Annotated in this window: 28 protein-coding genes and 1 tRNA gene; 6 read left to right on the top strand and 23 right to left on the bottom strand. The window is 38.2% G+C overall.

What is annotated here, in order from left to right:
• Positions 1-11 precede the first annotated feature (11 nt).
• The 5 genes from ACS604_RS12105 to uvrB form a co-directional block, all read right to left on the bottom strand.
• On the bottom strand, positions 12-737 hold the full coding sequence (locus ACS604_RS12105) for a hypothetical protein (protein WP_004790761.1): 726 nt from the start codon (positions 735-737) through the stop codon (positions 12-14).
• 149 nt (positions 738-886) lie between these two features.
• Complete coding sequence (locus ACS604_RS12100; protein WP_004790760.1) at positions 887-2,344, bottom strand: glyceraldehyde-3-phosphate dehydrogenase; 1,458 nt, start codon at positions 2,342-2,344, stop codon at positions 887-889.
• 216 nt (positions 2,345-2,560) lie between these two features.
• A complete protein-coding gene (gene rarD, locus ACS604_RS12095) occupies positions 2,561-3,508 on the bottom strand; it encodes an EamA family transporter RarD (protein WP_081399477.1) in 948 nt (315 codons plus the stop codon).
• A 110-nt stretch (positions 3,509-3,618) separates the two neighbouring features.
• On the bottom strand, positions 3,619-4,206 hold the full coding sequence (locus ACS604_RS12090; RefSeq protein ID WP_005307444.1) for a lipocalin family protein: 588 nt from the start codon (positions 4,204-4,206) through the stop codon (positions 3,619-3,621).
• A 93-nt stretch (positions 4,207-4,299) separates the two neighbouring features.
• Positions 4,300-6,321, bottom strand: a complete 2,022-nt coding sequence (gene uvrB, locus ACS604_RS12085) for an excinuclease ABC subunit UvrB (protein ID WP_049837230.1) — start codon at positions 6,319-6,321, stop codon at positions 4,300-4,302.
• Between the two features lie 180 nt (positions 6,322-6,501).
• On the opposite strand from uvrB, the gene ACS604_RS12080 reads away from it, so the two are divergent.
• Positions 6,502-7,293, top strand: coding sequence for an A1S_2505 family phage non-structural protein (locus ACS604_RS12080; RefSeq protein ID WP_004790757.1), 792 nt, complete (start codon positions 6,502-6,504; stop codon positions 7,291-7,293).
• Between the two features lie 175 nt (positions 7,294-7,468).
• Positions 7,469-8,908, top strand: coding sequence for a sensor domain-containing diguanylate cyclase (locus tag ACS604_RS12075; protein WP_174740115.1), 1,440 nt, complete (start codon positions 7,469-7,471; stop codon positions 8,906-8,908).
• Between the two features lie 29 nt (positions 8,909-8,937).
• On the opposite strand, the gene ACS604_RS12070 is transcribed toward ACS604_RS12075, so the two are convergent.
• A complete protein-coding gene (locus tag ACS604_RS12070; RefSeq protein ID WP_002118942.1) occupies positions 8,938-9,117 on the bottom strand; it encodes a hypothetical protein in 180 nt (59 codons plus the stop codon).
• Between the two features lie 208 nt (positions 9,118-9,325).
• Between ACS604_RS12070 and ACS604_RS12065 the strand changes: the two genes are divergently transcribed.
• Complete coding sequence (locus ACS604_RS12065) at positions 9,326-10,561, top strand: pyridoxal phosphate-dependent aminotransferase (RefSeq protein ID WP_004790755.1); 1,236 nt, start codon at positions 9,326-9,328, stop codon at positions 10,559-10,561.
• Positions 10,562-10,613: 52 nt separating this feature from the next.
• Here ACS604_RS12065 and ACS604_RS12060 read toward each other — a convergent pair whose 3' ends face one another.
• Positions 10,614-11,453: a DMT family transporter gene (locus ACS604_RS12060; RefSeq protein WP_312821078.1), complete on the bottom strand. Its 840-nt coding sequence runs from the start codon at positions 11,451-11,453 to the stop codon at positions 10,614-10,616.
• Positions 11,454-11,693: 240 nt separating this feature from the next.
• Between ACS604_RS12060 and ACS604_RS12055 the strand changes: the two genes are divergently transcribed.
• Entirely contained in the window at positions 11,694-12,131 is a 438-nt protein-coding gene (locus tag ACS604_RS12055; protein WP_151964171.1) for a PaaI family thioesterase, read from the top strand.
• 15 nt (positions 12,132-12,146) lie between these two features.
• Here the strand turns inward: ACS604_RS12055 and ACS604_RS12050 are convergent, their stop codons facing one another.
• Entirely contained in the window at positions 12,147-12,578 is a 432-nt protein-coding gene (locus ACS604_RS12050; protein ID WP_312821079.1) for a hypothetical protein, read from the bottom strand.
• A 41-nt stretch (positions 12,579-12,619) separates the two neighbouring features.
• Entirely contained in the window at positions 12,620-12,766 is a 147-nt protein-coding gene (locus ACS604_RS12045; protein WP_296521840.1) for a hypothetical protein, read from the bottom strand.
• A 46-nt stretch (positions 12,767-12,812) separates the two neighbouring features.
• Here ACS604_RS12045 and ACS604_RS12040 point away from each other — a divergent pair.
• Positions 12,813-12,888, top strand: a tRNA-Asn gene (locus ACS604_RS12040).
• 169 nt (positions 12,889-13,057) lie between these two features.
• Here the strand turns inward: ACS604_RS12040 and ACS604_RS12035 are convergent.
• The 12 genes from ACS604_RS12035 to ACS604_RS11980 all read right to left on the bottom strand — a co-directional run bounded on the left by ACS604_RS12035 (position 13,058) and on the right by ACS604_RS11980 (position 23,285).
• Positions 13,058-13,816 (bottom strand): SDR family NAD(P)-dependent oxidoreductase, encoded by a 759-nt coding sequence (locus tag ACS604_RS12035; RefSeq protein WP_312821080.1) that lies wholly within the window; start codon positions 13,814-13,816, stop codon positions 13,058-13,060.
• Between the two features lie 189 nt (positions 13,817-14,005).
• The gene (locus ACS604_RS12030) at positions 14,006-14,650 is read right to left on the bottom strand and encodes a MiaE family protein (protein WP_474771865.1); all 645 of its coding nucleotides are present in this window, start codon (positions 14,648-14,650) and stop codon (positions 14,006-14,008) included.
• Positions 14,651-14,656: 6 nt separating this feature from the next.
• The gene (pdxJ, locus tag ACS604_RS12025; RefSeq protein WP_312821081.1) at positions 14,657-15,382 is read right to left on the bottom strand and encodes a pyridoxine 5'-phosphate synthase; all 726 of its coding nucleotides are present in this window, start codon (positions 15,380-15,382) and stop codon (positions 14,657-14,659) included.
• 13 nt (positions 15,383-15,395) lie between these two features.
• The gene (recO, locus tag ACS604_RS12020; protein WP_107882892.1) at positions 15,396-16,109 is read right to left on the bottom strand and encodes a DNA repair protein RecO; all 714 of its coding nucleotides are present in this window, start codon (positions 16,107-16,109) and stop codon (positions 15,396-15,398) included.
• Positions 16,110-16,118: 9 nt separating this feature from the next.
• On the bottom strand, positions 16,119-16,322 hold the full coding sequence (locus ACS604_RS12015; RefSeq protein WP_004790744.1) for an NF038104 family lipoprotein: 204 nt from the start codon (positions 16,320-16,322) through the stop codon (positions 16,119-16,121).
• A 17-nt stretch (positions 16,323-16,339) separates the two neighbouring features.
• A complete protein-coding gene (gene era, locus ACS604_RS12010; RefSeq protein ID WP_081399272.1) occupies positions 16,340-17,362 on the bottom strand; it encodes a GTPase Era in 1,023 nt (340 codons plus the stop codon).
• An 11-nt stretch (positions 17,363-17,373) separates the two neighbouring features.
• Complete coding sequence (gene rnc / locus ACS604_RS12005; RefSeq protein ID WP_474771864.1) at positions 17,374-18,066, bottom strand: ribonuclease III; 693 nt, start codon at positions 18,064-18,066, stop codon at positions 17,374-17,376.
• Positions 18,038-18,412, bottom strand: coding sequence for a DUF4845 domain-containing protein (locus ACS604_RS12000; RefSeq protein WP_474771863.1), 375 nt, complete (start codon positions 18,410-18,412; stop codon positions 18,038-18,040). Before ACS604_RS12000 ends, rnc begins: the two co-directional genes overlap by 29 nt.
• A 24-nt stretch (positions 18,413-18,436) precedes the next feature.
• Positions 18,437-19,264 carry a signal peptidase I gene (gene lepB / locus ACS604_RS11995; protein ID WP_474771862.1) on the bottom strand — a complete coding sequence of 276 codons (828 nt, stop codon included), beginning with the start codon at positions 19,262-19,264 and terminating at the stop codon, positions 18,437-18,439.
• A 76-nt stretch (positions 19,265-19,340) separates the two neighbouring features.
• The gene (gene lepA, locus ACS604_RS11990) at positions 19,341-21,158 is read right to left on the bottom strand and encodes a translation elongation factor 4 (protein WP_009393568.1); all 1,818 of its coding nucleotides are present in this window, start codon (positions 21,156-21,158) and stop codon (positions 19,341-19,343) included.
• A 174-nt stretch (positions 21,159-21,332) separates the two neighbouring features.
• Positions 21,333-21,785 carry an acyl-CoA thioesterase gene (locus ACS604_RS11985; RefSeq protein ID WP_004790729.1) on the bottom strand — a complete coding sequence of 151 codons (453 nt, stop codon included), beginning with the start codon at positions 21,783-21,785 and terminating at the stop codon, positions 21,333-21,335.
• A 123-nt stretch (positions 21,786-21,908) separates the two neighbouring features.
• The gene (locus ACS604_RS11980; protein ID WP_312821084.1) at positions 21,909-23,285 is read right to left on the bottom strand and encodes a Do family serine endopeptidase; all 1,377 of its coding nucleotides are present in this window, start codon (positions 23,283-23,285) and stop codon (positions 21,909-21,911) included.
• Between the two features lie 230 nt (positions 23,286-23,515).
• Here ACS604_RS11980 and nadB point away from each other — a divergent pair, with 230 nt between their 5' ends.
• Positions 23,516-25,159, top strand: coding sequence for an L-aspartate oxidase (gene nadB, locus ACS604_RS11975; RefSeq protein ID WP_174758567.1), 1,644 nt, complete (start codon positions 23,516-23,518; stop codon positions 25,157-25,159).
• Positions 25,160-25,215: 56 nt separating this feature from the next.
• On the opposite strand, the gene ACS604_RS11970 is transcribed toward nadB, so the two are convergent.
• Entirely contained in the window at positions 25,216-25,632 is a 417-nt protein-coding gene (locus ACS604_RS11970; protein WP_174739611.1) for a PaaI family thioesterase, read from the bottom strand.
• A gap of 137 nt (positions 25,633-25,769) precedes the next feature.
• Entirely contained in the window at positions 25,770-26,369 is a 600-nt protein-coding gene (tmk, locus tag ACS604_RS11965; protein WP_016140285.1) for a dTMP kinase, read from the bottom strand.
• Positions 26,370-26,372 lie beyond the last annotated feature (3 nt).

Genomic DNA, 26,372 nt, shown 5'->3' with positions numbered 1-26,372 from the left:
TACTATTCACCCTATTGATCAGTTGTTGTCTGCGATGTTTCTGAACCCACTACCCGATTTAATCGCATAGTGGACAGAGGAATTTTTAACTCACCATTTGCAATCTTCACAGGCAATGTGTTTTTCACATCGACCGAAGCATTTAGTGCTGTTTTAACAGGAACATTCAAATTACCCTCAATTGGAATATTAGTATCCAATCTTGCTTTTAGAGGAATATGTAAATTTTCTTTTAATACCGTCCGTACAGGCGCATCAAATTTCAAATGAACCTTTTGCTCAAGCGGAACATTAATATCAATTGGAACATCAAGTTTTAATGGAATTGTTCCTTTTAATGGTAACGTAATATCACGTCCCAAAACCCTCACCTGAACCTTCGTATCAATTGGTAAATTCTGCTCAACTTTTAATGTTTCTTTGACAGGAATTGTAGTGCTAATCGGCACCATATTATCGAAGTAAACACGTGGAGTTAATGTTTGTGTTAATGGAATATTCAGCTTCTCATCAATTGGAATACTGGCATTTACCCGCCCTTTTACATCCACGTTTAAAGCATCTTGTACTTTAACCTTAACTTGTAGAGGTTCTTGCAAGTCAATAGCAACTGCTTGATTCTTCAATGGAATATAAATATTAAAATGCTTAAACACCCATATTGCAATGAGTACACCACATAAATTGGCAATAATGATGAATATAAAAACGACCAACAAACGTTTAAACTGCGACAATTCCTATCCCTTACTATTTTCTTTTTTTCCTTAATTTGTATTCTCATTTATTTAAAAAAAATAGTCAGCATATATTTTGTACGGTTGTAAAAAAACCCAGTCTAAACTGGGTCTTTTTGTGAAAATCTTTTATAGATCGTTAAATGATCTTAAGCATTCAATTCTGCTGGAATTTTTTTGTAGCTTACGCCGCACATTTGTTCAGCGATACGTAATACCTGACAGCTATAACCAACTTCGTTATCGTACCAAACATAAGCAGTTAAACGGTTACCAGAAGTAATCGTTGCTTGAGCGTCATATACACCAGCAGTACGAGAACCGATAAAGTCACTCGATACAACTTCAGTCGAGTTGGTATAACCAATTTGACCTTGAAGGCTAGAGTTAATCGAAATTTGACGAATGTATTCGTTCACTTCTTCACGATCAACTTCTTTATCAAGCGTTAAGTTCAAGATAGCAAGAGATACGTTTGGCGTAGGAACACGTACAGAGTTACCAGTTAACTTACCTTTCAATGCAGGTAATGCTTTAGCAACAGCTTTAGCAGCACCAGTTTCAGTAATAACCATGTTCAATGTAGCTGCACGACCACGACGATCTGCTTTATGGTAGTTATCAATTAAGTTCTGGTCATTTGTAAATGAGTGAACAGTTTCAACGTGACCGTTAAGAACTTTATATTTGTCATCCAATACTTTAAGAATTGGAGTAATTGCATTTGTTGTACAACTTGCAGCAGAGATGATTTTGTCTTCATCTAAGATATCTGTGTTGTTTACACCAAATACAACGTTTTTCATTTCGCCTTTACTTGGTGCAGTCAATACAACACGTGCAACGCCTGGGCATTTCAAGTGTTGGCTTAGACCTTCAGCATCACGCCATTTACCAGTGTTATCGATTAAAAGCGCGTTTTGAATACCGTATTCAGTATAGTCAACTTCACTTGGGCTCGATGCATAAATCACTTTAATGAAGTTACCATTCGCAATGATTGCTTCGTTTTCTTCATCAACAGCAATTGTACCAGCGAAAGTACCATGAATAGAGTCACGACGAAGTAAAGAAGCACGTTTTGCTAAATCGCCATCAGAAGATTTACGCACAACAATTGCTTTAAGGCTTAAGCCACGACCTAAACCTGATTGGCTAATGATTAAACGAGCCAAGATACGGCCAATACGACCAAAACCATAAAGAACTACATCTTTAGGTTGTTCAGAAGTTGCACTACCTTTAATTGACTCAACTGCTTGAGCAACAAAAGCGTCAACATCACCGCCTTTTTCTTTATATTCAACTGCAAGTTTACCGATATCAACTTCTGCAGAACCAATGTTTTCAACTTTTGCTAAAGCTTCTAAAATTGGAAATGTATTTACAACAGAAAGCTCAACATCTACAACACGTGTACGACGGTGAGTTTTCAAAATTTGAATAACAGAACGGTTAATTAAAGAGCGACCGTAAACAGATACGACAATATTTTTTTCACGGTATAATTGACCGATTACGGCAATCATACGTTCCGCGATTTCTTCACGGTTTTTCCAACGGCCTTGGTGTTCAGCATGCAGGGCGATGATAGTGTCTTTGCTCACAGATACGTCCTCTAATTAATTATATCTAGGCGTGATTTTTTAAACCCCGTAATTGTAATGGAATTATCGACAAGAATGAATCAAAAGCTGACGTTAGTGGCTAGATTTTCCTAAAATTCATCATAAATTCATAAAATACCTATAATTATTTTTTATTATCTTATTGTTTAAAGCAGCTAAATTTTTGCTTTTTCTTACTTTTTAGATTCTGATGCTCTAATCTTGAGCATCATTTTTTAATCTTTTTTGATATTTTGCGATGTTTAACTGCAAATTTTTGGCTTTTTGACGTTGTTGATAAAGGTGAACTGCACCCTCTAAAACGAGTACAAATACTGCACACCAGATCGGAATATAAGTAAACCATTCTTCTTGGCCAATACTCTCCCCTAAAACTAGAGAAGCTAAAGCAAGCAAAACTGGTTCCAAATATCCTAAAAGTCCAAACACAACTAAAGGTAAAAAGCGACTTGCCAGAATATAACTTCCCAAACCAATAGCACTTAAAATTCCAAGCCCAATAATGATCAAAGCAAGGCTCGGTTGATCTATAAATTTGCTATAAGGAAGTAAACCTGTATGGGTTAAATAAATCGCAATCGGCAAAATAATGACTAAGTCCCACCAGAAGCCGCCTAAATTGTCTGTTTTAATTTTTTTACGTAATAAAAAGTAGGCAGAATAGCCAACCGCCACCAATGCAGTTTCCCAAGCAATACTTCCTAAACGCCAGATTTCATGGCCCACACCAATGACAGCAAGAATAATTGCGACCCATTGAAATTTTGATATTTTTTCGCCATATAGCACACTTCCAGCCAATACTAAAACAAGCGGCAATAGAAAATATCCTAAAGATACTTGTAGGCCTCGCCCATGCATAGGCCCCCATAAAAACAGCCAAAGTTGGACTGAAGTTAAAACGGAGGTTGTGATTAACAACAATAATAAAGATGGCTTAGCCAAAATACGCTGGTAGATATTTTTGATATACGCTAAATCACCACTCCACCACATAAACAAAGTTAGAAATGGGATTGTTGCAATAATCCGCCATCCGAAAGTTTGCTCACTATCAAGCTGGCCTAACAATTGAGTATAAAAATAAAGTACACCAAAAGTGACAGATGCCATGACAGACAAGCTCACGCCCTTAAACATCACCACCCTCTTAGACTTTAGTAAAAACAGCTCACCACAATACTTGATTTATCCACTATAAAAAAGAAAAAACCATGTGAAAACATGGTTTTTTCTTAATCAGACATTTATATTTATTCTTTATGTTCTGTACGGATAATATCGCGAATATCAAAACCTAATGTTTTTGCATAATTTAGATATTCATCCACCACTTCTTGTTCAGGATGAGGAGTTCTTGATAATACCCAAAGATATTTACGAGAAGGTTCTCCTACTAAAACAGTTTGATAGTCTTCATCTATTTTTAAAATCCAGTAATCTCCGCGAATAACTGGAATCCATCGCACAGCTTCAGGTAAGAAACTCACCTTTAATTTGCTGTTATATGGCGGGTTAACCACGAAGGCTTCACCAATAGATTGCTGTAATTGTTTTCTATTGTCATAGCAGCGATTATCTACAACCACATTTCCATTTTCATTTAAGGTGTAAGTTGCAGATACGTTATAAGCACATTTTTTTTGGAAAAATGCAGGCTTACGGGCGACTTCATACCAAACACCTAAATATCGGTCCAGTTCAACTTTATAAACAGTTTGCAAGGGTTTCGGCTGAGCATAGACATAGGTTCCAACAGCTAAACCAGCCAAAACGACACCGCCTAACGCAATTTTAGCCAAACGCCAACTGGCTTGCGGAACATTATTTCGAAATGCCATTGTTGCCCTCAACGATTAGTTGTGAATACAAAAGAACTCAAATATCTACAGTAGCTTGTTTTTTAAACACATTATGTAGCGTTATGTATTCATTTATTGCAACATCTGCGCTTTTAATCGAAGAATTTCATCACGTATCCGCGCTGCTTGTTCAAACTGTAAATCTTTCGAGGCCTTTAACATATCTTTTTCAAGCTTAGTAATATGTTTACTAAACAATTTAGGATCTGAAAGAATATGTCTTTCATCGGCACTCAATGCTTGTGCTTGTTCAAGTACTTTTTCATCAATCTCGTCATCTGAAAGTACTTCACCCGAGTCAATTTCTTTGACAGCCTGACGAACTGCACTACGTGGCGTAATACCATGCAACTCATTAAATTCAATTTGCTTGGCTCTACGACGATCAGTTTCATCTATTGCTTTTTGCATAGAGTCAGTAATCCGGTCAGCATATAAAATTGCTTTACCTTTTACATTACGCGCAGCACGACCGATTGTCTGAATAAGAGAACGTTCCGAACGTAAAAAGCCTTCTTTATCTGCATCTAAAATGGCAACCAAAGAAACTTCTGGCATATCCAGACCTTCACGTAACAGGTTGATACCGACTAAAACATCAAACACACCTGTACGTAATTCATGAATAATTTTGACACGTTCAACCGTATCAATATCTGAGTGGAGATAAGCCACCTTAACGCCATATTCTTTTAAATATGAAGTCAGATCTTCTGCCATACGCTTCGTTAAAGTCGTAATTAATACCCTTTCATTCAAACTCTTACGAATATTAATTTCAGAAAGAACATCATCCACTTGGGTTAAGACAGGACGAATCTCAATTTCAGGGTCGATGAGACCTGTTGGACGTACCACCTGTTCAACGATCTGGTCTGACTTTTCTAATTCATATTTAGCAGGTGTTGCACTTACAAAAATGGTAGTCGGTACAATACGCTCCCACTCTTCAAACTTCATTGGACGGTTATCAAGCGCACTTGGTAAACGGAAGCCATAATTTACTAAGTTTTCTTTACGCGATCGGTCACCTTTATACATCGCTCCAATTTGCGGAACCGTAACGTGTGATTCATCAATAATCAGCAAAGCATCTTCTGGAATATAGTCAAATAAAGTCGGCGGAGCTTCACCAGATGGTCGTCCAGACAAATGACGTGAGTAATTTTCGATACCATTGGTATAACCCAACTGTTGCATCATTTCCAGATCGTAACGTGTCCGTTGCTCAATACGCTGTGCTTCGAGCAATTTGTCATGTTCACGGAAGAATTTAAGTTGATCTTGTAATTCATCCTTAATTGTATCGATGGCACGTGTTAAGTGATCTTTTGGTGTGACATAGTGGCTTTTCGGATAGATCGTTACCCGAGAAACTTTACGAACCATTTTACCTGTTAGCGGGTCAAACCAACGGATTGAGTCGACCTCATCATCAAATAGTTCAATGCGAATTGCATGTTGATCAGATTCTGCTGGAAAAATATCAATAATTTCGCCGCGAATTCGATATGTACCACGTAAGAATTCAAGTTCATTACGCGTATATTGCATTTCAACCAAACGGCGAATGATTTCATCACGGCTTACTCGGTCACCCTCGACCACATGCAGCAACATTTGCATATAAGCATTTGGGTCACCCAAACCATAAATTGCAGATACCGATGCGACAATAATTGCATCACGTCGTTCTAATAAAGCGCGTGTTGCAGATAATCGCATCTGATCAATGTGATCATTAATGGCTGCATCTTTTTCGATGAACGTATCCGATGATGGAACGTAAGCCTCTGGCTGGTAGTAATCGTAATAACTTACAAAATATTCAACCGCATTATTGGGGAAGAAAGACTTAAACTCACCATAAAGTTGGGCAGCCAAAGTTTTATTATGGGCCATCACAATTGTAGGGCGCTGTGTTTGAGCGATCACATTTGCCATGGTATAGGTCTTACCTGAGCCAGTTACCCCTAGCAATAACTGATTACGAAAACCATGCTCGATACCATTGACCAGCTTTTCAATTGCCTGTGGCTGATCACCTGCTGGCTGATAATGAGTGACCAAATCAAAAGGTTGATTTTCGTTCAAAGTTATCTCTCTTTATGAAAAAATTGAATTTAACGTCTCCCTTTTTAATGGGGATTTTTATCTTAATTTAAAGTGCAAATTGAGTTGGAAATTCAATGTAAAAGATTAAGCATCTTAACACTTGACCAATACCATAATCAGTTGCAACATGAACCTATCCATTAAATAAAAAGCATAACCATGACCTATCAATATCATGATGAAAGTATTGTAACCGAACTCCCAGAAGATACAGTTTTTGTATTTGGTAGTAACCTTGCTGGACAGCATGGTAGCGGTGCAGCACGCGTTGCCAGTCAACACTTCGGTGCAGTTGAAGGTGTGGGTCGCGGCTGGGCTGGTCAAAGCTTTGCAATTCCAACTTTAAATGAACACATTCAACAAATGCCTCTTTCCCAAATTGAGCACTATGTTGAAGATTTTAAGATATATGCAAAAAATCATCCTAAAATGAAATATTTTGTCACTGCTTTGGGTTGTGGCATCGCAGGTTATAAAGTTTCTGAAATTGCACCACTTTTTAAAGATATTGATCACAACGTTATCTTTCCAGAATCTTTTAAACCTTATGTTGAAGATAATGCTGTTTCACAATTTCCAACATTAACTCAAAAGATGGTAAAAAGTTTCATTAATGATGAAGTAATTTTTTACTTTAATCACGGAAGTGAATCTTTCGAAGAAGCCTTAGATAAAACAGATTTATCCGCTGCTGAAAAAGCGATTGCTCTTATTGTTCTAAATGAAGAACTCTACCCTCGAGATCGATATGGCCGAGGCCGCGATCATGAGCTTAGCGATATTTTAGGTAAGCTCAACGGTAAAATTTTTGACCTGCATGGAAACTCTGAGGGCGCTATGATTTTTGTGAGTGCAGTCGTTGCACTCATGGAACTTTATGATTTTGACGAGCAAGACTTTATCAAGTTATGGCGTGGTGAAAAGAATATTGATCACCCAATTAATCGTTAATTTCTCTAATAAACTTATGAGCTAAGCAGATAATATCTGCTTTCTCATTATTTTATTTTTACTTACATTTAATTTTCTTATTTTTAATTATTCTAATAAATTTAAGTTCTTTATATTCCCAAATCTTAATTTTTCTCATTATACTTTAAGGCAAACTGAATACTTAAAGAAACATATGGAAACTTTAGATTCTTCAATTTTTGACCTTAGCCCAATTCCAATGTGGATTGAGGATTTCAGTGAAGTTAAACAACAATTTGATCTATGGAGAAATCAAGGTATTGAAAACCTCCATGAATTTTTAAGCCAAAATAAAAATTTAATTATTGAATGTGCGCATAAAATTAAAATTATTCGTGTGAATCAAAAAACATTAGAACTTTTTGAAGCAAAAACTCACGAAGAACTGTATTCGAGTTTAAATCTTATTTTTAAAAAAGAGATGTTTGAATCCCATATTAATGAATTAGAAGAACTATGGAATGGTAAAACCCATTTTTCAAGTACGACTGTAAATTACACTTTATCGGGCAAACGTATTGATGTTCAGTTAAGAGGCTCAATTTTACCCGGTTCTGAATCGACCTTTGAACGTGTACTAATTACTACAGAAGACATTACACCTTATCAAAATGCGCTTCGTGAAGAAGAAAAAAATCGTCGCTTGGCTGAATCCATGTTTATCTATTCACCTACATCTCTTTGGGTCGAAGATTTCAGCCGTATAAAGAATAGAATTGATCAACTTAGGCTATTGGGAATTGAAGATTTTAGAACTTTTCTAGATGTTCATCCTGAATTTGTCCGCCAGTGTGTAGAAGATATTCTAATTTTAGATGTTAATCAGGCAACTCTTGATTTATTTAAGGCTCCTGATAAGTCTACCCTCTTAAGAAATACACATAAGATTTTTGCGGAAGAAATGATTGAAACCTTTCGGGAGCAACTCATCGAATTATGGCAAGGTAATATTCATCATAAACGTGAAGCCATTAACTACGCTTTAGATGGCCAAATAAGAAATGTCTTGCTTCAATTTACGGTTTTTCCCGGTTATGAAGAAACTTGGGGGCTAGTACAAGTTGCACTTACAGATATTACCGCGCGGAAAAAAGCGGAAAATTATCTTGAATATTTGGGACAACACGATGTCCTGACCAAACTATATAACCGCGCTTTTTTTACAGAAGAACTTAACCGTTTAAACCGAAGCATTATTCGCCCTGTTTCTTCAATTTTCTTAGATATGAACGGATTGAAAGAAACCAATGATCAGTTTGGTCATGATATTGGGGATGGTTTATTGCGTCGCGTTGGAAATATTTTAAGTCAGGCTATTTTAAATACGCCCTATACGGCTTCTAGAATAGGTGGCGATGAATTTGTGATTTTAATGCCGGGGGCAGATGAAGCAAATGTTCTTATTATGCTTCAGACCATTCAGGAGCTTTTTAATATCGACAATCAATATTATTCAAGTCATCCAGTTCGGATTGCAATTGGACATGCAACCACTCAAACAAATGAACAAATTGAGGACATGTTAAAGCGAGCGGACCATCACATGTACCAAAAGAAAAAAAGTTATTATCAGGAAATTTTACTCAATCAATAAAAAACAGGCATATTGCCTGTTTTTCAAAATTAGCGTTTTCCCATAGAACGACGCGTACCACGTGGAGGCATCCACGTTCTATCTGCGTATTGCTCTGGTTTAGGACGTACTTGGTTGTGTACCGCATCGTCGGCTTGATTGCTTTCATTCGGCATTGGGAATGGCAATTTCACCAAAGCCTTTTTCTGTTTTGGCTGTTGCTCAGTCATGATTCATTCTCGAAATTTCGATTGCGACTTATTATAAATGATTTTTATCATTTCTTTCCAAAAAAGCTTCAATTGAATGAAACAGCGACAAGATCTTTCTTAAATCAAACTTTTTTACATCTAAAAATACCTACATCCGCAAATTACTTAATTTTTGCGATAAGATAGTATGCTTTTTATTTTTTAATCCCATAAGAGGAATATTGCCGTGGACGTACGTCTTTCTGATCGTGTCAATGCTATCAAACCGTCCCCTACACTTGCTGTAACCAACAAAGCTGCTGAACTTAAAGCTGCTGGCAAGAACGTGATTGGTTTAGGTGCTGGCGAACCAGACTTTGATACCCCGCAACACATCAAAGATGCTGCAATTGAAGCGATTAATAATGGTTTCACCAAATATACGGCTGTAGATGGTACTCCTGGGTTAAAAAAAGCAATTATTGCTAAATTTAAGCGTGATAATAATCTTGATTATCAAGCGAATCAGATTTTGGTTTCATGTGGTGGTAAGCAAAGCTTCTTTAACTTGGCACTTGCTCTATTAAACAAAGGCGATGAAGTTATCATTCCAGCACCTTTCTGGGTAAGCTATCCAGATATGGTCATTATTGCTGAAGGTACTCCAGTCATTGTGAAATGTGGCGAAGACCAACGTTTCAAAATCACTCCTGAACAATTAGAAGCTGCTATTACACCTAACACTCGCTTAGTTGTATTAAACAGCCCTTCTAACCCGACTGGTATGATTTATAGCAAAGCTGAATTAGAAGCTTTAGCTGAAGTTTTACGTCGTCATCCACAAGTATTTGTTGCATCTGACGATATGTATGAACCAATTCGTTGGGAAGATGAGTTCTACAACATCGCAACAGTTGCTCCAGATTTATATGACCGCACGATTGTTTTAAATGGTGTATCTAAAGCATATGCAATGACTGGTTGGCGTATTGGCTATGCAGCCGGTCCAGCAAAAATCATTGGTGCAATGAAAAAAATCCAATCTCAATCAACTTCTAACCCAACTTCTATTTCGCAAGTTGCTGCTGAAGCTGCATTGAATGGTCCACAAGATGTTTTAGAGCCAATGATTGAAGCGTTTAAACGCCGTCATGACTTAGTTGTAAACGGCTTAAATGACATCAAAGGTATCTCTTGCTTACCTGCTGATGGCGCTTTCTATGCCTATGCAAACATTCGCCCTCTTATTCGTGCAAAAGGCTTAAAATCTTGCACAGAGTTCTCTGAATGGTTACTAGAAGAAACTGGCGTAGCAGTAGTACCTGGTGATGCATTTGGTTTAGGCGGTTTTATGCGCATTTCATATGCTACAGCTGACGAAGTACTTGTTGATGCGTTAGCACGTATCAAAAAAGCTGCTGACTCAATTGAAGGTGTAGATGCTGCGATTGCATCTATTGAAGCTGAAAAAGCTGCGAAATAATCTGCATTTTGCATAAAAAGGGTTCTCTTTAGGGAACCCTTTTTTAAGTGATCTATGCTTTGTTTTTCTTTGGCACCATATAAATAACCAGAAAAATTCCAAACAAAACCATAAAACCAGAGAAAATCACTCGCCCTGTTACAGCTTCATTCACAAATAAGCTTCCACCTATAATTGCCAAACATGGCACACTCAACTGCACGGTACTGGCCGTCATTCGATCAATATGCTTCAAAATTGCATACCAGAGTACATAAGCTACACTTGAAGTCACACCACCAGACAAAATCGCTAATACCCAACCCTGCAAATCAATATACCGCTCTTGATTAAGCAATACATTTGCCAACAAAACGATTGGCACAGCTAATGTAAAGTTTGCCAATGTACTGCCGACAGGCTGCGTCATATTACGACCAGCAATACTATATCCAGCCCATGCCAAACCAGATATCGCCATTATTAGTGCGTATCCCCAATCAGGTGCATGAGCACCAGGTAATAACAAAACAATAATTCCGGCTAAAGCAATACATAAGCCTATACCACGGTATATACCAATCTGCTCACCATGCCAATAACCGTAAAGCACCATAGTCAGCTGTACAACGCCAAACAATAGTAAAGCACCAATACCAGCATCGATTTGAAGATAGGCGCACGAAAATGCCAAAATATAAATCGCTAGAAAAAATGCGTTTTTTAGACTCCATTGGACTTTGGCTTGAGGTGATTTTGAATATGAAAATAGCCCCAATAAAACAACTGCACCACTTACTACTCTTACTAGACTAAAACTCATTGGGTCAATATGATGCCCTGCTAGAGCCAAACGGCACAACACGGAGTTTGCTGCAAAAGCCATCATTGCTAGTGCAATTTTTAAAAGCATTATCCCTATGCTCCTGCTATTTTTTTATAGTGTATAAGAAGAACCTCTTATCTATCTAATTCATTATGCAACTCATTTAATTCAATTTTTATAATAAAGGAATATTATATTAGATTGACAAGTTTCGAAGATTCACCTTATCAGTTCATTTTTTAACTATAGAATTGACATATCGATGACTTAATAATAGGCTAATATCAAGTTCCATTTTAGAACCTAAAGAATTAAAGGACTCAAAAAATGAAAAATCCGATGGAAATGACTGGCCTTGAATTTTTACAAGCCATGATAGATGGCCACATTCCAGCAGCGAGTATTAGTAAAACCATACCTATGCAACCTTCTGAAATTTCAGAAGGATCTGTTACATTCAAAGCCCAAGCAGATCATAACCATCTAAATCCACTAGGTGGCGTACATGGTGGTTTTGCTGCCACAGTTCTAGATTCGGTGACTGGTTGTGCAGTACATACGATGTTACCTGCGGGTGTAGGCTATGGCACAATCGACCTTAACGTGAAAATGTGCCGCCCCATTCCAAAGAACCATCCTTTAATTGCGACAGGAAAAGTTATTAATTTAAGTAAAAATTTAGGTATTTCCGAAGGAAAGATTATTGATGAGGAAGGTAAACTGTATGCCTATGCAACAGCAACCTGCATGATTATTCGTCCCTAAGAATTAAAGGCAGCCTTAAACTGCTGCCTTTTTTATTGAGTAATTTTGATTATTTGGACGTTCACAAGTTTGCGCAATCACATAAGGCGACCAAATATTTTTAAGTTGAAGTTCTATAATTTCTTGATGCTCAGTAGACCAAGCTAACACTTTATTTTTACCCAACAATAACTCCCCTTCCAATTGAAAAATATATAGAGATTTAGAGGAATTTAATAATTTCGAGCTTTTTAAAATTTTAAGTGAATTATGCACGTTCCATTTAGAACTAAACCAAAGTTGCAGTAAATCACCTAAATATAAATTCTGTTTTTTGAAAGGATAAACATCAATCCATGCATCTTCTACAGGTGTGTAATAAGATTCTGATTGAGTTAAGACATTAAGATAATTTTGTTGATAAAAATCAAAATTAGAAAAAATAGAAGCGATCGTAAGCGTTTTCATACTTATCTCCGATTTAGCCATTTTAGTGCTGGCAAGTTGGTTTAAATCCACACTGTTTGGATTTCTCCAAACGCTTGTTCTTTCTTGAATCTAGCAACTGAATTTTTAAAGTGCAAGTAATTTCTTAACACAGCACCCAACTGATCAAATAAAAAGCATACAACACAAAAATGAAGTAAACATGGCAATTTAGACTTGACCCTTCTCAAAATCTCCTTATAATCGCATGCAGATTCTCCCATAGCTCAGTCGGTAGAGCGACGGACTGTTAATCCGCAGGTCCCTGGTTCGAGCCCAGGTGGGAGAGCCAAATACTAAAAAGCCCGCAGCATTAAAGCGGGCTTTTTTTTGCCATAATTTTATTAATAGCTATAAAAAAATCCCCTATCAATATAGAGGATTTAATTTTCATGCTTGAACCATTTACTTGGCTTAATAATCTAATCTAAGTTTGAAAAAGATATTCTTTTCTTAAATCATTATTCCATTTCAACCACTTTTAAAGGATTAAAAGACTGGCTGGTCGGCATCATTTCAATACGATTAATATTAATGTGCGGAGGTTGTGAAGCAACCCAAGCTACCGTATTTGCAATATCTTCAGGCAAGATTGGATTCTTTTTATCATAAAGACTGTTCACTTTCTCTTGGTCACCTTTAAAACGTACCAAAGAAAACTCTGTACCCCCACAAAGCCCTGGTTCAATGTTAGTTACTCGAATGCCCGTACCTGATAGATCAGCTCGAAGGTTTAAACTAAATTGCTCCACGAATGCTTTCGTTGCACCGTAAACGTTACCACCCGGATATGGGTATGTACCTGCAATTGATCCCATATTAATAATTAAGCCAGACTTTTTCTTTACCATGCTTGGCAAAATTAATCGGGTAACAGTAATAAGCCCCTTAACATTGGTATCAATCATAGTGTACCAATCATCTAAATCTGATTTATCGGCTGACTCCAACCCTAATGCTAGACCAGCATTATTTACCAATAAATCAATTTGACTGATTTGAAATTCGGTTGGTAAATCAACTAGTGCCTTATTTATATTTTCTACGGTATCTGTCATGTCAAATACTAAAGGATAGAACTTTTCACCAAGCTCTTGTTGTAATTCTTTTAGTTTTTCTGCCCGTCTTCCACAGCCAATAACTTTATAACCTGACTCAATCAGTTTTTTTGAAATACTATAACCAAAGCCCGCAGAGGCACCTGTAACTAATGCTAACATTCTTATATCCTTAAAATATTCGACTAATTTAGTTGAACCGATTATGAACAAAACTATCTTTATATTTACATAATATTCGTTATTACTTTAAAAAATAAAAGCAGAACACGCCTACCACCGAAGGTATAAAGCTTACTTAATAAAAAAGTTTACCTTTCACGGTAAACTTTTTTATTAAAACTTCTAATATTATGCAGGCACGCCACTGTGAAAACGGAAGGTGTCGTCAGGCGTTAAAATCAGATTCTTTTCAACTTCACGAATATGATCAATGCGCTGCTGAATATCCTCTTTAGGATTTTTCATTTTTGCAGTTTTTGCAACATCAAGTGCAAGTGCTAAGTAGTCTTCAAAATGACGAGACTCCGACTTAAGCAAATAGCGATAATAACGTCCTAACTCATCATCTACACGTGGGGCAAGAGCATGAAAGCGTTCGCATGAGCGCGCCTCAACAAAAGCACCTACCACAAGTACATCAATTAAAGCCTCTGACTCATAAGTCCGAATCTCTTTACGGAGCCCACCAGCATAGCGCCCTGCACTTAAGCCATCCCATTTCTGACCACGCTTGGCCATAAGCTCAAGCACTTGTTCATAATGAAGCATTTCTTCCCGTACCAGCTGTGCAAGCTTTACTTGCAAATCAGGGAAGAAGCTATAACGAAACATTAAGTTCATTGCTGTACTAGCTGCTTTTTTTTCACAATTAGCATGATCTTGCATCAAAATATCTAGATTATTGATTGCCTCATCTAACCATGCTTTTGGCGTTTGACAGCCTAAAAAAGCCAAAACAGGTTGCATTAATTCATCGTAATTGATACTCGACATAACCAATTAACCTGCCACCTGAATTGCTGCTTTCATATCTTTAACAGCTTGAACCAGCCCCACAAAAACACTATCTGCAATAATTGAGTGCCCAATATTTAACTCGTGAATTTGTGATATAGCAGCAATTGGAGCAATATTTTTAAGGTTAAGACCATGGCCAGCGTTTACAACCAAACCTTTTGAAGCTGCGTATTCAACACCTTTGATAATACGCGCAAGCTCAGCCTGTTGATCTTGTTCTGTTGCCGCATCTGCATATGCACCCGTGTGTAACTCAATCGTAGGTGCACCACATGCAACTGCTGCATCAATTTGAGCTAAATCTGCATCAATAAATAATGATACGTCACAGCCAATAGCAGCTAAAATCTGAGTTGCAGCTTTAACTTTTTCAAAGTTACCTACTACGTCTAAACCACCTTCAGTGGTTACTTCTTGGCGTCTTTCAGGAACAAAACAAACATGCTGTGGCTGAATTTCTTTCGCAAACTCGACCATTTCATCAGTAACAGCCAACTCAAGATTCATACGTGTTTTTAATAATGGACGCATGCGGCGTACGTCATCATCTTGAATATGGCGACGGTCTTCACGCAAATGCAAAGTAATGCCCTCTGCACCGGCTTGTTCACAAATAAGAGCAGCTTCTACAGGATCTGGGTAAGTAGTACCGCGCGCCTGTCTCAAAGTAGCAACATGGTCTATGTTTACACCAAGCAATGCAGCCATAAATAAATCCTAATTACGATTGAGTTTGAGTGTTTTGAATCCACAATTGTCGACTTTTTAGGGGACGATCACCTAAAAGCGATGTAATCATTTGACGGTATAGTTTACCTAATAATTGCAATTGTTCGAGAGAAAAATCCTGCCCTTGCTCATAATCTAACATTGACAAAATCGCTTTCCCTGACAAAGAAGAACGACTCGCCTGCACAACAGGTGCGAAACCTTCTGTCACTTGAAATTGATAAAACTGATGAGCCTGAATCGGCTGTTGTTGGGTATCGACTGAGAAATCAATCGCGTATCCAAGTTCAGGAAGTAAAATATGCTCGAACTGGCGCAAAATCTGCCGAAGAAAAAGGTCAGGATTTTCGTGGGAAGATAATTCTTGTAATTGAAGTAACGTTAACTGATATTGCTCAAACGTTTGTGGCATTGTCTCTTCTAAGGGACAAAGTCTAAGAACAACTTCATTTAAATAAAATCCGGCAAAAAAAGCATCACCAAAAAAGAAAACAGGCTGATTTAAGATTTCAAGCTTTGTAAAGTTTTTCAGCTCACTTTTACCCGTGGCTTGCAAGCGAATAGGCTGATATTGAGGAGGCGGAGTCTGTCTTAAAATACCATCGACTCGCCCATACTCCTGAGTAAAAAGATGCACAATATGACTTTTTTCACGGTATTTACGGTGATGAATCATATATCCATGGAGGACTTCATTGCGCATCATAAAAAGAAACTATTCCTCAGATTCTTTTTCTTTTTTGTCATCCTCATCATCACCATCAGGAATTACCGCCCCTACAACAGCCGCTGTACCTTTAACAACACCTTTTGTAGTTTTATAGGCGATACCTACTGGTACGGTTACAAGCTTATATACACAACCTTGTAACATCAATGTACATCCAATTATAGCGACCAATGATGTAATTGTTTTCATACCAGCATCCTTATCCTTTAGATATCACTATACCCTAAGCTTTTTAAAGCACGCTCATCATCAGACCAGCCACCTTTAACTTTAACCCACAAGGTAAGCATGATCTTTTGCTCAAACATTTTTTCCATGTCTTTACGAGCATCCATACCGATTGTTTTAAGCTTGGCACCTTTTTCACCAATCACAATCGCTTTTTGGCCTGCACGATCTACAAAAATCGTTGCATCAATATAAGTACAAGCTGGTTTTAAACGACCAGTTTTTTCATTAACAGTCTCTTCTTCCGTTTTGAAAGATTCAATTTGTACTGTTAAGTCATAAGGTAATTCTTCACCTAATTGACGCATGATTTTTTCACGAATAATTTCGCTAGCTAAAAAGCGTTCAGAACGGTCAGTAATCTGATCAAATGAATACAAAGGCGCTTGGTAAGGAAGATACTTCTCAATCGTTTCGCTCAAGTGTTCCAGATTTGCTCCGCGTAATGCAGATACAGGAACAATCTCGGCAAAATTCATAAGCTTAGCGCGCTCTTGAATCAAAGGAAGAATATCTCTTTTATCTTCAAAAGTATCAGCCTTGTTAATCACCAAAATAACTGGCATTTCAGCATTCTTGAGTTTTTCAAGCACCAAGTCGTCATTTTGTGTCCACTTATAAGCATCAATAACAAATAAGACCAAATTGACGTCGCGCAATGCAGAGTGAGCTGCACGGTTCATCATTTTATTAATAGCGCGCACTTCTTTTTTATGCATACCCGGGGTATCTACATATACCGCCTGCATTTTTTCACGCGAATCAATACCAATAATTTTATGACGTGTTGTTTGAGGTTTACGCGAAGTAATAGAAAGCTTTTGACCTAACAAATGGTTCATGAGGGTAGATTTACCCACATTTGGACGTCCCACAATCGCCACAAATCCGCTCTTAAAATCCGAAGGAATTGTTACGCCTTTGGAACTAAAAAATTGATCAATCAGATTATTAGGATCTTGGTTCTCATTTGAATCTGGATTGATTTGATCAGAATGCATCGACATGCAGGTTATTGCTCCAATAACTTTAAAATTTCCGCCGCTGCTGCCTGCTCGGCAAAACGACGACTTGAACCCTCACCATGAATCTTTGATAAGCCATCTATCAAACATTCAACTTTAAAGTGCTGGTGAGGTGCATCACCCTGAATATCTACAACCTCGTAAACAGGGAGAGGTTTTTTACGTGCTTGTAGATACTCTTGTAAACGTGATTTAGGGTCTTTAAGTTGATCCGTAGGCTCAATATGGTCTAAATACGGCACATACCATTTTAGCACAATATCTGTAAGTAAGTTGAGATCACCACTATCAATATAAATTGCACCAATAATGGCTTCTACCGTGTCAGCCAATATTGACTCACGGTGATGACCACCAGATTTCAATTCACCGGTACTTAATATTAAACACCGACTAAGTTGCAAATCGGTTGCAATCTTACCTAACGCTTCCTGACGTACTAAAGTCGCTCGCATACGCGTTAGACGACCTTCATTTTCATTTGGATAGGCATGATATAGATAATTGGCAATAATCATGCCTAATAATGAATCGCCTAAAAACTCCAAGCGCTCGTAATTGTATTTATGACTCACCGAACGATGAGTCAAAGCTAACTGTAACAATTCAAGCTGCTTGAATTGATATCCGATTCGACTCAATAAGCGAGGATCACTTAGTTTGAACTGTTGTTTTATCAAAACTCTTCTCAAATGTTAAAACTAAATCAATATTTGATAAGAAGGGTTTTCTTACCTCATATTTCTTTTGGACTTTTAGACCAGACTCATTAAACACTTGCGCAATCTCTTTGAAATGAAGATCACGAATATTGTTCATTTCCAGTCGCTGATCCATTTGTGTCATAAACTTCTGCGGGGTGATATCAGAAGAGCTTTCTTGTAAAAGCTCTTCTATTTGATTATTAATCAATCGATCATCCCAATATGCTGGCCAAACTGCAAGTACAGCTTTTACTGCAATCGCAAATATAACCACCCCAAATAAAATTGCTAAATACGAAGTACCTTGTTGTGCCTTACGCATTTCTTTTTTTCCTAATGGTTGTTTTTAATCTATTTTTCCATTTCGGCCAAAATTAGGAAGATGTAAACCTGGTTCTTTATGCATCCAGACATAGAATGCTCGTCCTGTTAAATTTTCTTCAGGAACAAAGCCCCAGAAACGACTGTCTGCACTTTGATCACGGTTATCCCCCATTGCAAAGTAATGTCCTTTTGGAACGGTCACTTCCCAATATAAACCGTCTTGGTTTGCATATTTACCGTTTTCAACATAGTTGATAAACGGTGCTTGACGCGCCACATTTACACCTTCAAGTTCACGCATTGTAAAAGTGTGCGTACCAATCGTCTCTTTATGATAAATAGACGTTGGTGTATCTAATATATCTTTTTCACGGCTAAACTGTGTTAATACTTTCGGTACTTTTTGTCCGTTAATGATCAATTGTCCATGATCATAAACAAGATGATCGCCTGGTAAACCGATTACACGTTTAATATAACTGATGGTAGGTTGAGGTGGATAACGGAATACAATCACATCGCCACGCTTTGGTTCTCCTACATCAATAATTTTCTTATTAACGATAGGTAAACGCACACCATAATCAAATTTATTCACCAGAATAAAATCACCAGTTTCTAAGGTAGGTACCATAGAGTCTGATGGGATATTAAATGGTTCGTAAAGGAATGAACGAAGTACAAGTACTACAGCTAAAACTGGCCAAAAGTCATAAGCCCATGTAATAACAAAATTTTCGTTCCCGCGCCCTTTATTTGCACGCTGTTTGAATACAAGTTTATCTAACAACCACACTGCAAATAGAATCAGCGTAACTGGAACAAGAATTAAATTAAAATCAAAATCCACACGACCTCACTCGCAGCCTAGCTGCTTGTCTTAAAGTAGGGAAAAGTAATGTCTTACTTCCCCCGACCTTCATTTCTTATCTTTCTACTTTCAATACAGCCAAGAACGCTTCTTGTGGAATTTCAACGCTTCCCACTTGTTTCATACGTTTCTTACCTTCTTTTTGTTTAGAAAGTAGTTTTTTCTTACGTGAAACGTCACCACCATAACATTTTGCTAATACGTTTTTACGCATCGCTTTTACAGTAGAACGAGCAATAATTTGTGCACCGATAGCTGCTTGAATAGCAACGTCGTACATTTGGCGAGGAATCAAATCTTTCATTTTCTCAACCAATGCAATACCACGATGACGCGCGTCATTACGGTGACAAATCATAGCCAAGGCATCAACCTTGTCACTATTAATTAATACATCAACCTTAACTAAAGCTGAACTTTCGAAACGCACAAAGTTATAGTCTAGCGATGCAAAACCACGCGAGCATGATTTTAATTTATCAAAGAAATCCATAACGACTTCAGCCATCGGGATTTCAAAGGTAATAGAAACTTGATTACCCAAGAATTTCATATCTTTTTGAACACCACGGCGTTCAATACAAAGGGTCATTACATTCCCTAAGTACTCTTGCGGAACAAGAATATGACACTCTGCAATCGGTTCACGCAAATCTTCTACCGTAGATCCGTCCGGCATTTTTGATGGACTGTCGATATAAATCGTTTCGCCCTTCTTGGTTAATGCTTCATAAATTACAGTAGGCGCAGAACTGATGAGATCAAGATCGTACTCACGCTCTAAACGCTCTTGTACAATCTCCATGTGTAGCATCCCTAAGAAGCCACAACGGAAACCAAAGCCTAGTGCATCAGAACTTTCTGGTTCAAAGAATAAAGCTGAGTCATTAATCTGCAATTTTTGTAGCGCTTCACGGAATGGCTCAAAATCACTCGCATCAATCGGAAAAAGACCAGCATACACCTGTGGTTTAACCTTTTTGAAACCCGGTAAAATCGCTACATCAGGAGTAGAGGCAAGCGTAATCGTGTCACCTACTGGCGCACCAAAAATATCTTTAATACCCGCAATTACAAAACCTACTTCACCAGCTTCAAGGATATCTGTTTCTGTATGCTTAGGATTAAATACACCTACTGAAGTTACCGGATGAGTTTGTCCTGTCGATTTAACCAACATTTTGTCGCCCTTACGGATACGACCTTGTTTAATACGCACAAGAGAAACTACACCTAGGTAGTTATCAAACCATGAGTCGATAATTAATGCTTGTAATGGAGCATCGCGATCGCCTTCAGGTGCTGGAATAACATCGACTAAACGCTCTAAAACACCTTCAACACCCAAACCGGTTTTTGCTGAACAGGTTGGTGCATCAGTTGCTTCAATTCCGATAATTTCTTCAATTTCATGAATTACACGTTCAGGTTCAGCCTGCGGTAAATCAATTTTATTTAAAATAGGAAGAACTTCGAGACCTTGTTCAATTGCTGTATAGCAGTTTGCAACTGATTGTGCTTCTACACCTTGTGCAGCATCTACAACCAATAGCGCACCTTCACATGCAGCTAATGAACGAGAAACTTCATACGAGAAGTCTACGTGTCCTGGAGTATCAATAAAATTAAGTTGATATTCCTGACCATTAGGATGAGTATAATATAGCGTGACTGAAGCGGCTTTAATGGTAATCCCACGTTCGCGCTCAAGCTCCATTGAGTCCAAGACTTGAGCTTGCATTTCACGATCTTGTAGGCCACCACACATCTGAATAAAACGGTCAGCCAATGTAGACTTACCATGGTCAATGTGGGCAATAATCGAGAAATTTCGTATATTTTTGATATCGACGGATTTTTTAGCTTGCGCCATGGGTTACCTTGAGAAAATATAGAGTGCTATGTAGCTTGTTTTAATACACAGCCAAAGCAGTTAAATAAATTGCGTGAGATTATAACAGATGGATATTTTAAAGTATCCAAAATAATCATGAGCTTTGTACTTATGTTTTAAAAATGACAATCGCAGTGAGCCTATTGTTTCAGGTTATTGGGCATAAGAAATAGTAAAATCATATGGGTTTATGCTTGAATCAAGCGGCTTGTATGCATGGGTAAAAGTTGGTGACATTCGCTTTGGACGTCCTGTAGCAATTTCAATACATGCCCATTTTGTATTTCCAACAAATAATACGGCCTGATCTGATGGACGGAAAAATACATATTGGCGGAACGAATAAAGAGCATTGATATCATCTAACCATGTGCGTAATACAATTTGTTCACCTTCAAATGCAGCTTTACGATATTGCACATGATGCTCAACCGCGACCATCGCATGTTTTAGTTCGAGATATTTAGTTACCCCGACTCCTAAGGTCTCAACATGAGCAGCAGCTACATCTTGCATCCACTGTACATACATCACATTATTCACATGTCCTAACGCATCAATATGATGTGGCTGCACCTGAATATGTAAATCAAAAATACTACTCACAAATGTTCACTCTTATTTATTAAATTTCAAACTGAAATAAGTGTAGGTAGATATCACTATACGCTCAAGATAAATAACAAAAAACCACCCATGTTTAGGGTGGTTCATTGTTTCTTTTTAAGTTTACTGAATACGTAAACCAAGCATTGCGCGTTGTCCCTGACGAATAATTGCCACACGCGCTACCGTATTTTTTTGCAAGTTAGAAACGACTTTTGCAAAATCCTGACTATTTAAAATCTGGCTATTGTTGACTTGAACAATCACATCACCCGGAATGATATTTGACAATGATGCTAAGCCACCACGGCGAACATCTTGTACATAGATACCACCTTTCACACTTAAAGCACTTTTTTCTGGCTCAGCTAAATCACGAATGCTCATTCCTAAAACTGGTCCTTTAGATACCGTACTTTGCGCACTTGTGGCAGGCGTTTCATCTGGAGCAGTCGTTAAAGTTGCTGAAATATTACGGGTTTTGTCATCACGTAATACTTCAAATTGAACAGTTTGATTCGGCTGTACTTTGTTTAATGCGTAGAGTAATTCACTCGTGCGCGATACCGGATTACCGTTATATTTCAAAATCACATCACCCGCTCGCAAGCCGGCTTTTTGTGCAGGCGAGTTCGGAGAAATTTGAGTAATTAGAGCCCCTTCAGGTTTTGGTAACTTGTAAGCATCAGCAAGGTTTCGGTCAATGTCTTGCATCATCACACCAAGATAAGAGCGTGTTACCTTACCTTTAGTTTTAAGCTGTTCGGCTACATCCATCGCTACGTCAATCGGGATAGAGAAAGACAAGCCCATATAGCCGCCAGTACCACTAAATATTCGAGAGTTTACCCCGACTACTTCACCATTTTGGTTAAATAGTGGACCACCAGAGTTACCGGGGTTTAGCGCAACGTCAGTTTGAATAAATGGTACCGAAGTTTCACCACTCATATTTCGTGATTTAGCACTCACAATACCTGCCGACGCAGAGTAATCAAAACCGAAAGGCGAACCAATTGCTAAAACTGGCTCTCCCACTCGCAAACGGTCAACATTTCCTACGCGTAAAGCTGGATAGCTATTTCCAGTCACCTTTAACAATGCAACGTCTGTACGCTCATCACTCCCAACCACCGTTGCATCAATTTCACGGCGGTCATTTAAAGTAATACTAATGCGTGAGGCATTTTCAATCACATGGTGGTTGGTGAGTAGATAACCATCTTTACTAATAAAGAATGCACTACCGTATGCAGTTTTTTCTTGTGGACCCTGTTGCTGTGGAATGATCACCTGATTTCCAAAGAAACGTTTCAAAATTTCAGGGACTTGCTGCTGCAATAGTTCATCCTGAGTCATTTTTTTTACGACGTTTACACTCACCACTGCTGGACTAACTTGTTCAACGAGGTTTGAAAAATCAACAGCAGCATTTGCCTGAACAGCAGCAACTGTAAATACCGCTGCATACATTCCTTGTTGTAAATAGCGAGTTTTCATTCGGTGCTCACCCACAATTGGTCTACGAGAATAAGAATAAAAATGTTGTATCACAACGCTTTGGGGTTGTGCGTAACAATATGTTTATTTGTAAGGCATCCTTACATTCATTATTTTACGCATTGCAACTTTTTAAGCCAATTGCAATTTTTCTCTGAGTTAGAGCGCTTAAGCTCTTGCCTTTTTAGATAAAAAGGGGTGTCATTAGCGGACGTTTTAGATTGTTGCGAATGGACATGCCTAATTTACAGACAATTCACCACTTTGACGTGATTATTGTGGGCAGCGGCGGTGCTGGTTTAAGTCTGGCTTTATCGTTACCAAATCATTTTAATATTGCAGTTTTAGCCAAAGCTGCTTTAACCGAAGCAAGTACCTTTTATGCTCAAGGTGGTGTTGCTGCTGTTCTTGATGAGACTGACTCTATTCAACAGCACATTAATGACACTATGATTGCAGGTGCTCATTTATGTGAAATGGATGCGGTACAACATACCGTAGAAGGCGGTCGTCCTTCTGTTGATTTTCTTTTAAAGCAAGGCGTGCAATTTACTTTAGATGAAGATGAACAACTTCATTTAACACGTGAAGGCGGTCATTCACAACGTCGTATTATCCATTCGGCTGATGCAACCGGTAAAGCTATTTCAACCACCTTGGTTGAGCGTGCCAAAGAACGTAAAAATATTACTATTTTTGAAAACTACATTGCGATTGATTTAATTAGCTCGCATAAATTAGGTCATACCGATCAAGCGAATCGCGCTATTGGTTTATATGCCTTAGATGAAAATACGGAAAAAGTTCATACATTCCTTGCACCATTTACCGCACTGGCTTGCGGCGGTGCGATGAAAGCTTATCTGTACACATCTAATCCAGATATTGCTACAGGTGATGGTATTGCAATGGCCTTCCGTGCAGGTTGCCGTGTAGCCAATATGGAATTTAATCAGTTCCACCCAACTTGTCTGTATCACCCTCAAGCTCGCTCATTTTTAATTACTGAAGCCATGCGCGGTGAAGGTGCTTATTTGCGCTTACCTGATGGCGAGCGTTTTATGCTACGTTTTGACGATCGTGCAGAACTGGCTCCTCGCGATATTGTGGCACGTACCATTGACCATGAAATTAAACGCCTCGGTATTCGTCATGTGTGGTTAGATATTACACACAAATCACCAGAGTTTATCAAAGAGCACTTCCCTACACTTTATGCGCGATTGCTTGAGTTAGGTATCGACATTACCAAAGACATGATTCCAGTGGTGCCAGCAGCTCACTATACATGTGGTGGTGTTGTGGTTGACTCAAATAGCCAGACTGATATTGAAGGTCTATATGCGATTGGTGAAACGTCTTATACCGGTTTACATGGTGCAAACCGTATGGCAAGTAACTCATTACTTGAGTGCTTCGTTTACGGCATGAGTGCGGCAAAAGATATCGAAAATAAATTTGATAAAAACTTCAAATTACCGGAAGTGCCCACTTGGGATGACTCACAAGTAACCAACCCAGATGAAGATGTTGTGATTTTACAAAACTGGGATGAGTTACGTTCGACCATGTGGAACTACGTTGGTATTGTAAGAACTACAAAACGTTTAGAACGTGCTTTGCACCGTATTGAAATGTTAAAGCGTGAAATCACTGAATATTATCAAGACTACCGTGTTAGCAAAAACCTAATTGAGCTGCGTAACCTTGTTTTAGTATCTGAGATGATTGTGCGCTGTGCTATGCAACGTAAAGAATCACGTGGTCTGCATTACACACTCGATTACCCGGAAACTTCGAGTGAGATTCGTAAAACAGTTCTAACACCGCCAAATTTTGCAGTAGAACAGCCCTTAGTTAATACTGATATTTAAGCTGTTCTTCTACGAAAAAGCACAGTTCAGACTGTGCTTTTTATTTGGTTTAATATTTATGATTTAGGTGGAATTGAATAAGTCGCAGTCACATGTGCAACGGGTTCCTCTAACCCAACTGAATAAATCCACACCTCACCCACTACTAAACTCTTTCCTACTTTCATAAGCTTACACTCACTGCGCAAGTCTTGATCACCCGCAGGTTTTCTTAGAAAATTAATATTAAAATTGGTCGTTACAGCTAAACCAACAATGCCGATTTCACCTAATATTGCAATATATAAAGCAAAATCAGCCAAAGTCATCATGGTTGGGCCAGATATGGTACCACCAGGCCGTTGATGTCTTTGATCGACATGATAATAAACGACAGCAGCTTTAGGCGTGACTGATTCAATCGTGCAATGTTCAAGACTGGGTGGAAATTCCTTTTCAAGAAATGCCACGATTTCTTCTTTTGAACTTTTCATCCTTGTTATTCTTCAATCTATAAAATCATATGTAAGATAGCATAAGAAAATAACAGATCTTTTCTATGACGATTTAAATCAGAATTAACGTCATCTTTAACCACTCCCATTTTTATAAGAGTGGCTCATCCAAATGCTTATCCTAAATATTGCAATGCCTGTTCGAACACCTGATCAGGACTTTGGGTTGCATCTATTCGCTTAATACGTTCAGGTTCAGCTTTCCATAAGGTTTCATAACCTTCACGAACCTTTGTGAAAAAACTTAACTTTTCTTGTTCAAAACGATCTAAAGCTCCGCGTTCGCGTGCTCGATTCATGCCCAATTCAATCGGTGCATCTAACCAGAAAGTCACTTCTGGCATGCGCGAAACAAAGTTCTGATTTAAAAGCTGTAATTTATCTTGGCTTAAACCACGACCAGAACATTGATAAGCAAAACTTGCATCAGTAAAACGATCACTTAATACAATTTTGTTAGCGTCTAGAGCCGGCAAAATAACCTGTTGCAAATGTTGAGCACGTGCCGCATAAATAAGCAATAGTTCAGTATCATGACTCATGTTTTCATCATGATTCACTGCTAAAAGCATTGAACGAATTTGTTCAGCTAGCGGCGTCCCACCCGGCTCTCGAGTTAAAACAACTTGTTTACCTTGTTCTTCAAAATACTGATGAATTTTTCGAATGAGTGTAGTTTTACCTACCCCTTCCGTGCCTTCAAAGCTAATAAACATCTC

It is taken from the genome of Acinetobacter sp. Li1LvA2, from assembly GCF_056156705.1.
The sequence above is the reverse complement of the archived record's forward strand: the minus strand, read 5'-3'. Positions and strand labels throughout refer to the sequence as shown.

Bases quoted from the DNA above. Each gene is read 5' to 3' on its own strand.
- ACS604_RS12090 (WP_005307444.1), bottom strand. From the start codon at position 4,206: ATGGCATTTCGAAATAATGTTCCGCAAGCCAGTTGGCGTTTGGCTAAA.
- ACS604_RS12080 (WP_004790757.1), top strand. From the start codon at position 6,502: ATGACCTATCAATATCATGATGAAAGTATTGTAACCGAACTCCCAGAA.
- ACS604_RS12075 (WP_174740115.1), top strand. From the start codon at position 7,469: ATGGAAACTTTAGATTCTTCAATTTTTGACCTTAGCCCAATTCCAATG.
- ACS604_RS12070 (WP_002118942.1), bottom strand. From the start codon at position 9,117: ATGACTGAGCAACAGCCAAAACAGAAAAAGGCTTTGGTGAAATTGCCA.
- ACS604_RS12060 (WP_312821078.1), bottom strand. From the start codon at position 11,453: ATGCTTTTAAAAATTGCACTAGCAATGATGGCTTTTGCAGCAAACTCC.
- ACS604_RS12055 (WP_151964171.1), top strand. From the start codon at position 11,694: ATGAAAAATCCGATGGAAATGACTGGCCTTGAATTTTTACAAGCCATG.
- ACS604_RS12050 (WP_312821079.1), bottom strand. From the start codon at position 12,578: ATGAAAACGCTTACGATCGCTTCTATTTTTTCTAATTTTGATTTTTAT.
- ACS604_RS12035 (WP_312821080.1), bottom strand. From the start codon at position 13,816: ATGTTAGCATTAGTTACAGGTGCCTCTGCGGGCTTTGGTTATAGTATT.
- ACS604_RS12030 (WP_474771865.1), bottom strand. From the start codon at position 14,650: ATGTCGAGTATCAATTACGATGAATTAATGCAACCTGTTTTGGCTTTT.
- pdxJ (WP_312821081.1), bottom strand. From the start codon at position 15,382: ATGGCTGCATTGCTTGGTGTAAACATAGACCATGTTGCTACTTTGAGA.
- recO (WP_107882892.1), bottom strand. From the start codon at position 16,109: ATGATGCGCAATGAAGTCCTCCATGGATATATGATTCATCACCGTAAA.
- ACS604_RS12015 (WP_004790744.1), bottom strand. From the start codon at position 16,322: ATGAAAACAATTACATCATTGGTCGCTATAATTGGATGTACATTGATG.
- era (WP_081399272.1), bottom strand. From the start codon at position 17,362: ATGCATTCTGATCAAATCAATCCAGATTCAAATGAGAACCAAGATCCT.
- ACS604_RS12000 (WP_474771863.1), bottom strand. From the start codon at position 18,412: ATGCGTAAGGCACAACAAGGTACTTCGTATTTAGCAATTTTATTTGGG.
- lepA (WP_009393568.1), bottom strand. From the start codon at position 21,158: ATGGCGCAAGCTAAAAAATCCGTCGATATCAAAAATATACGAAATTTC.
- ACS604_RS11980 (WP_312821084.1), bottom strand. From the start codon at position 23,285: ATGAAAACTCGCTATTTACAACAAGGAATGTATGCAGCGGTATTTACA.
- nadB (WP_174758567.1), top strand. From the start codon at position 23,516: ATGGACATGCCTAATTTACAGACAATTCACCACTTTGACGTGATTATT.
- ACS604_RS11970 (WP_174739611.1), bottom strand. From the start codon at position 25,632: ATGAAAAGTTCAAAAGAAGAAATCGTGGCATTTCTTGAAAAGGAATTT.
- tmk (WP_016140285.1), bottom strand. From the start codon at position 26,369: ATGTTTATTAGCTTTGAAGGCACGGAAGGGGTAGGTAAAACTACACTC.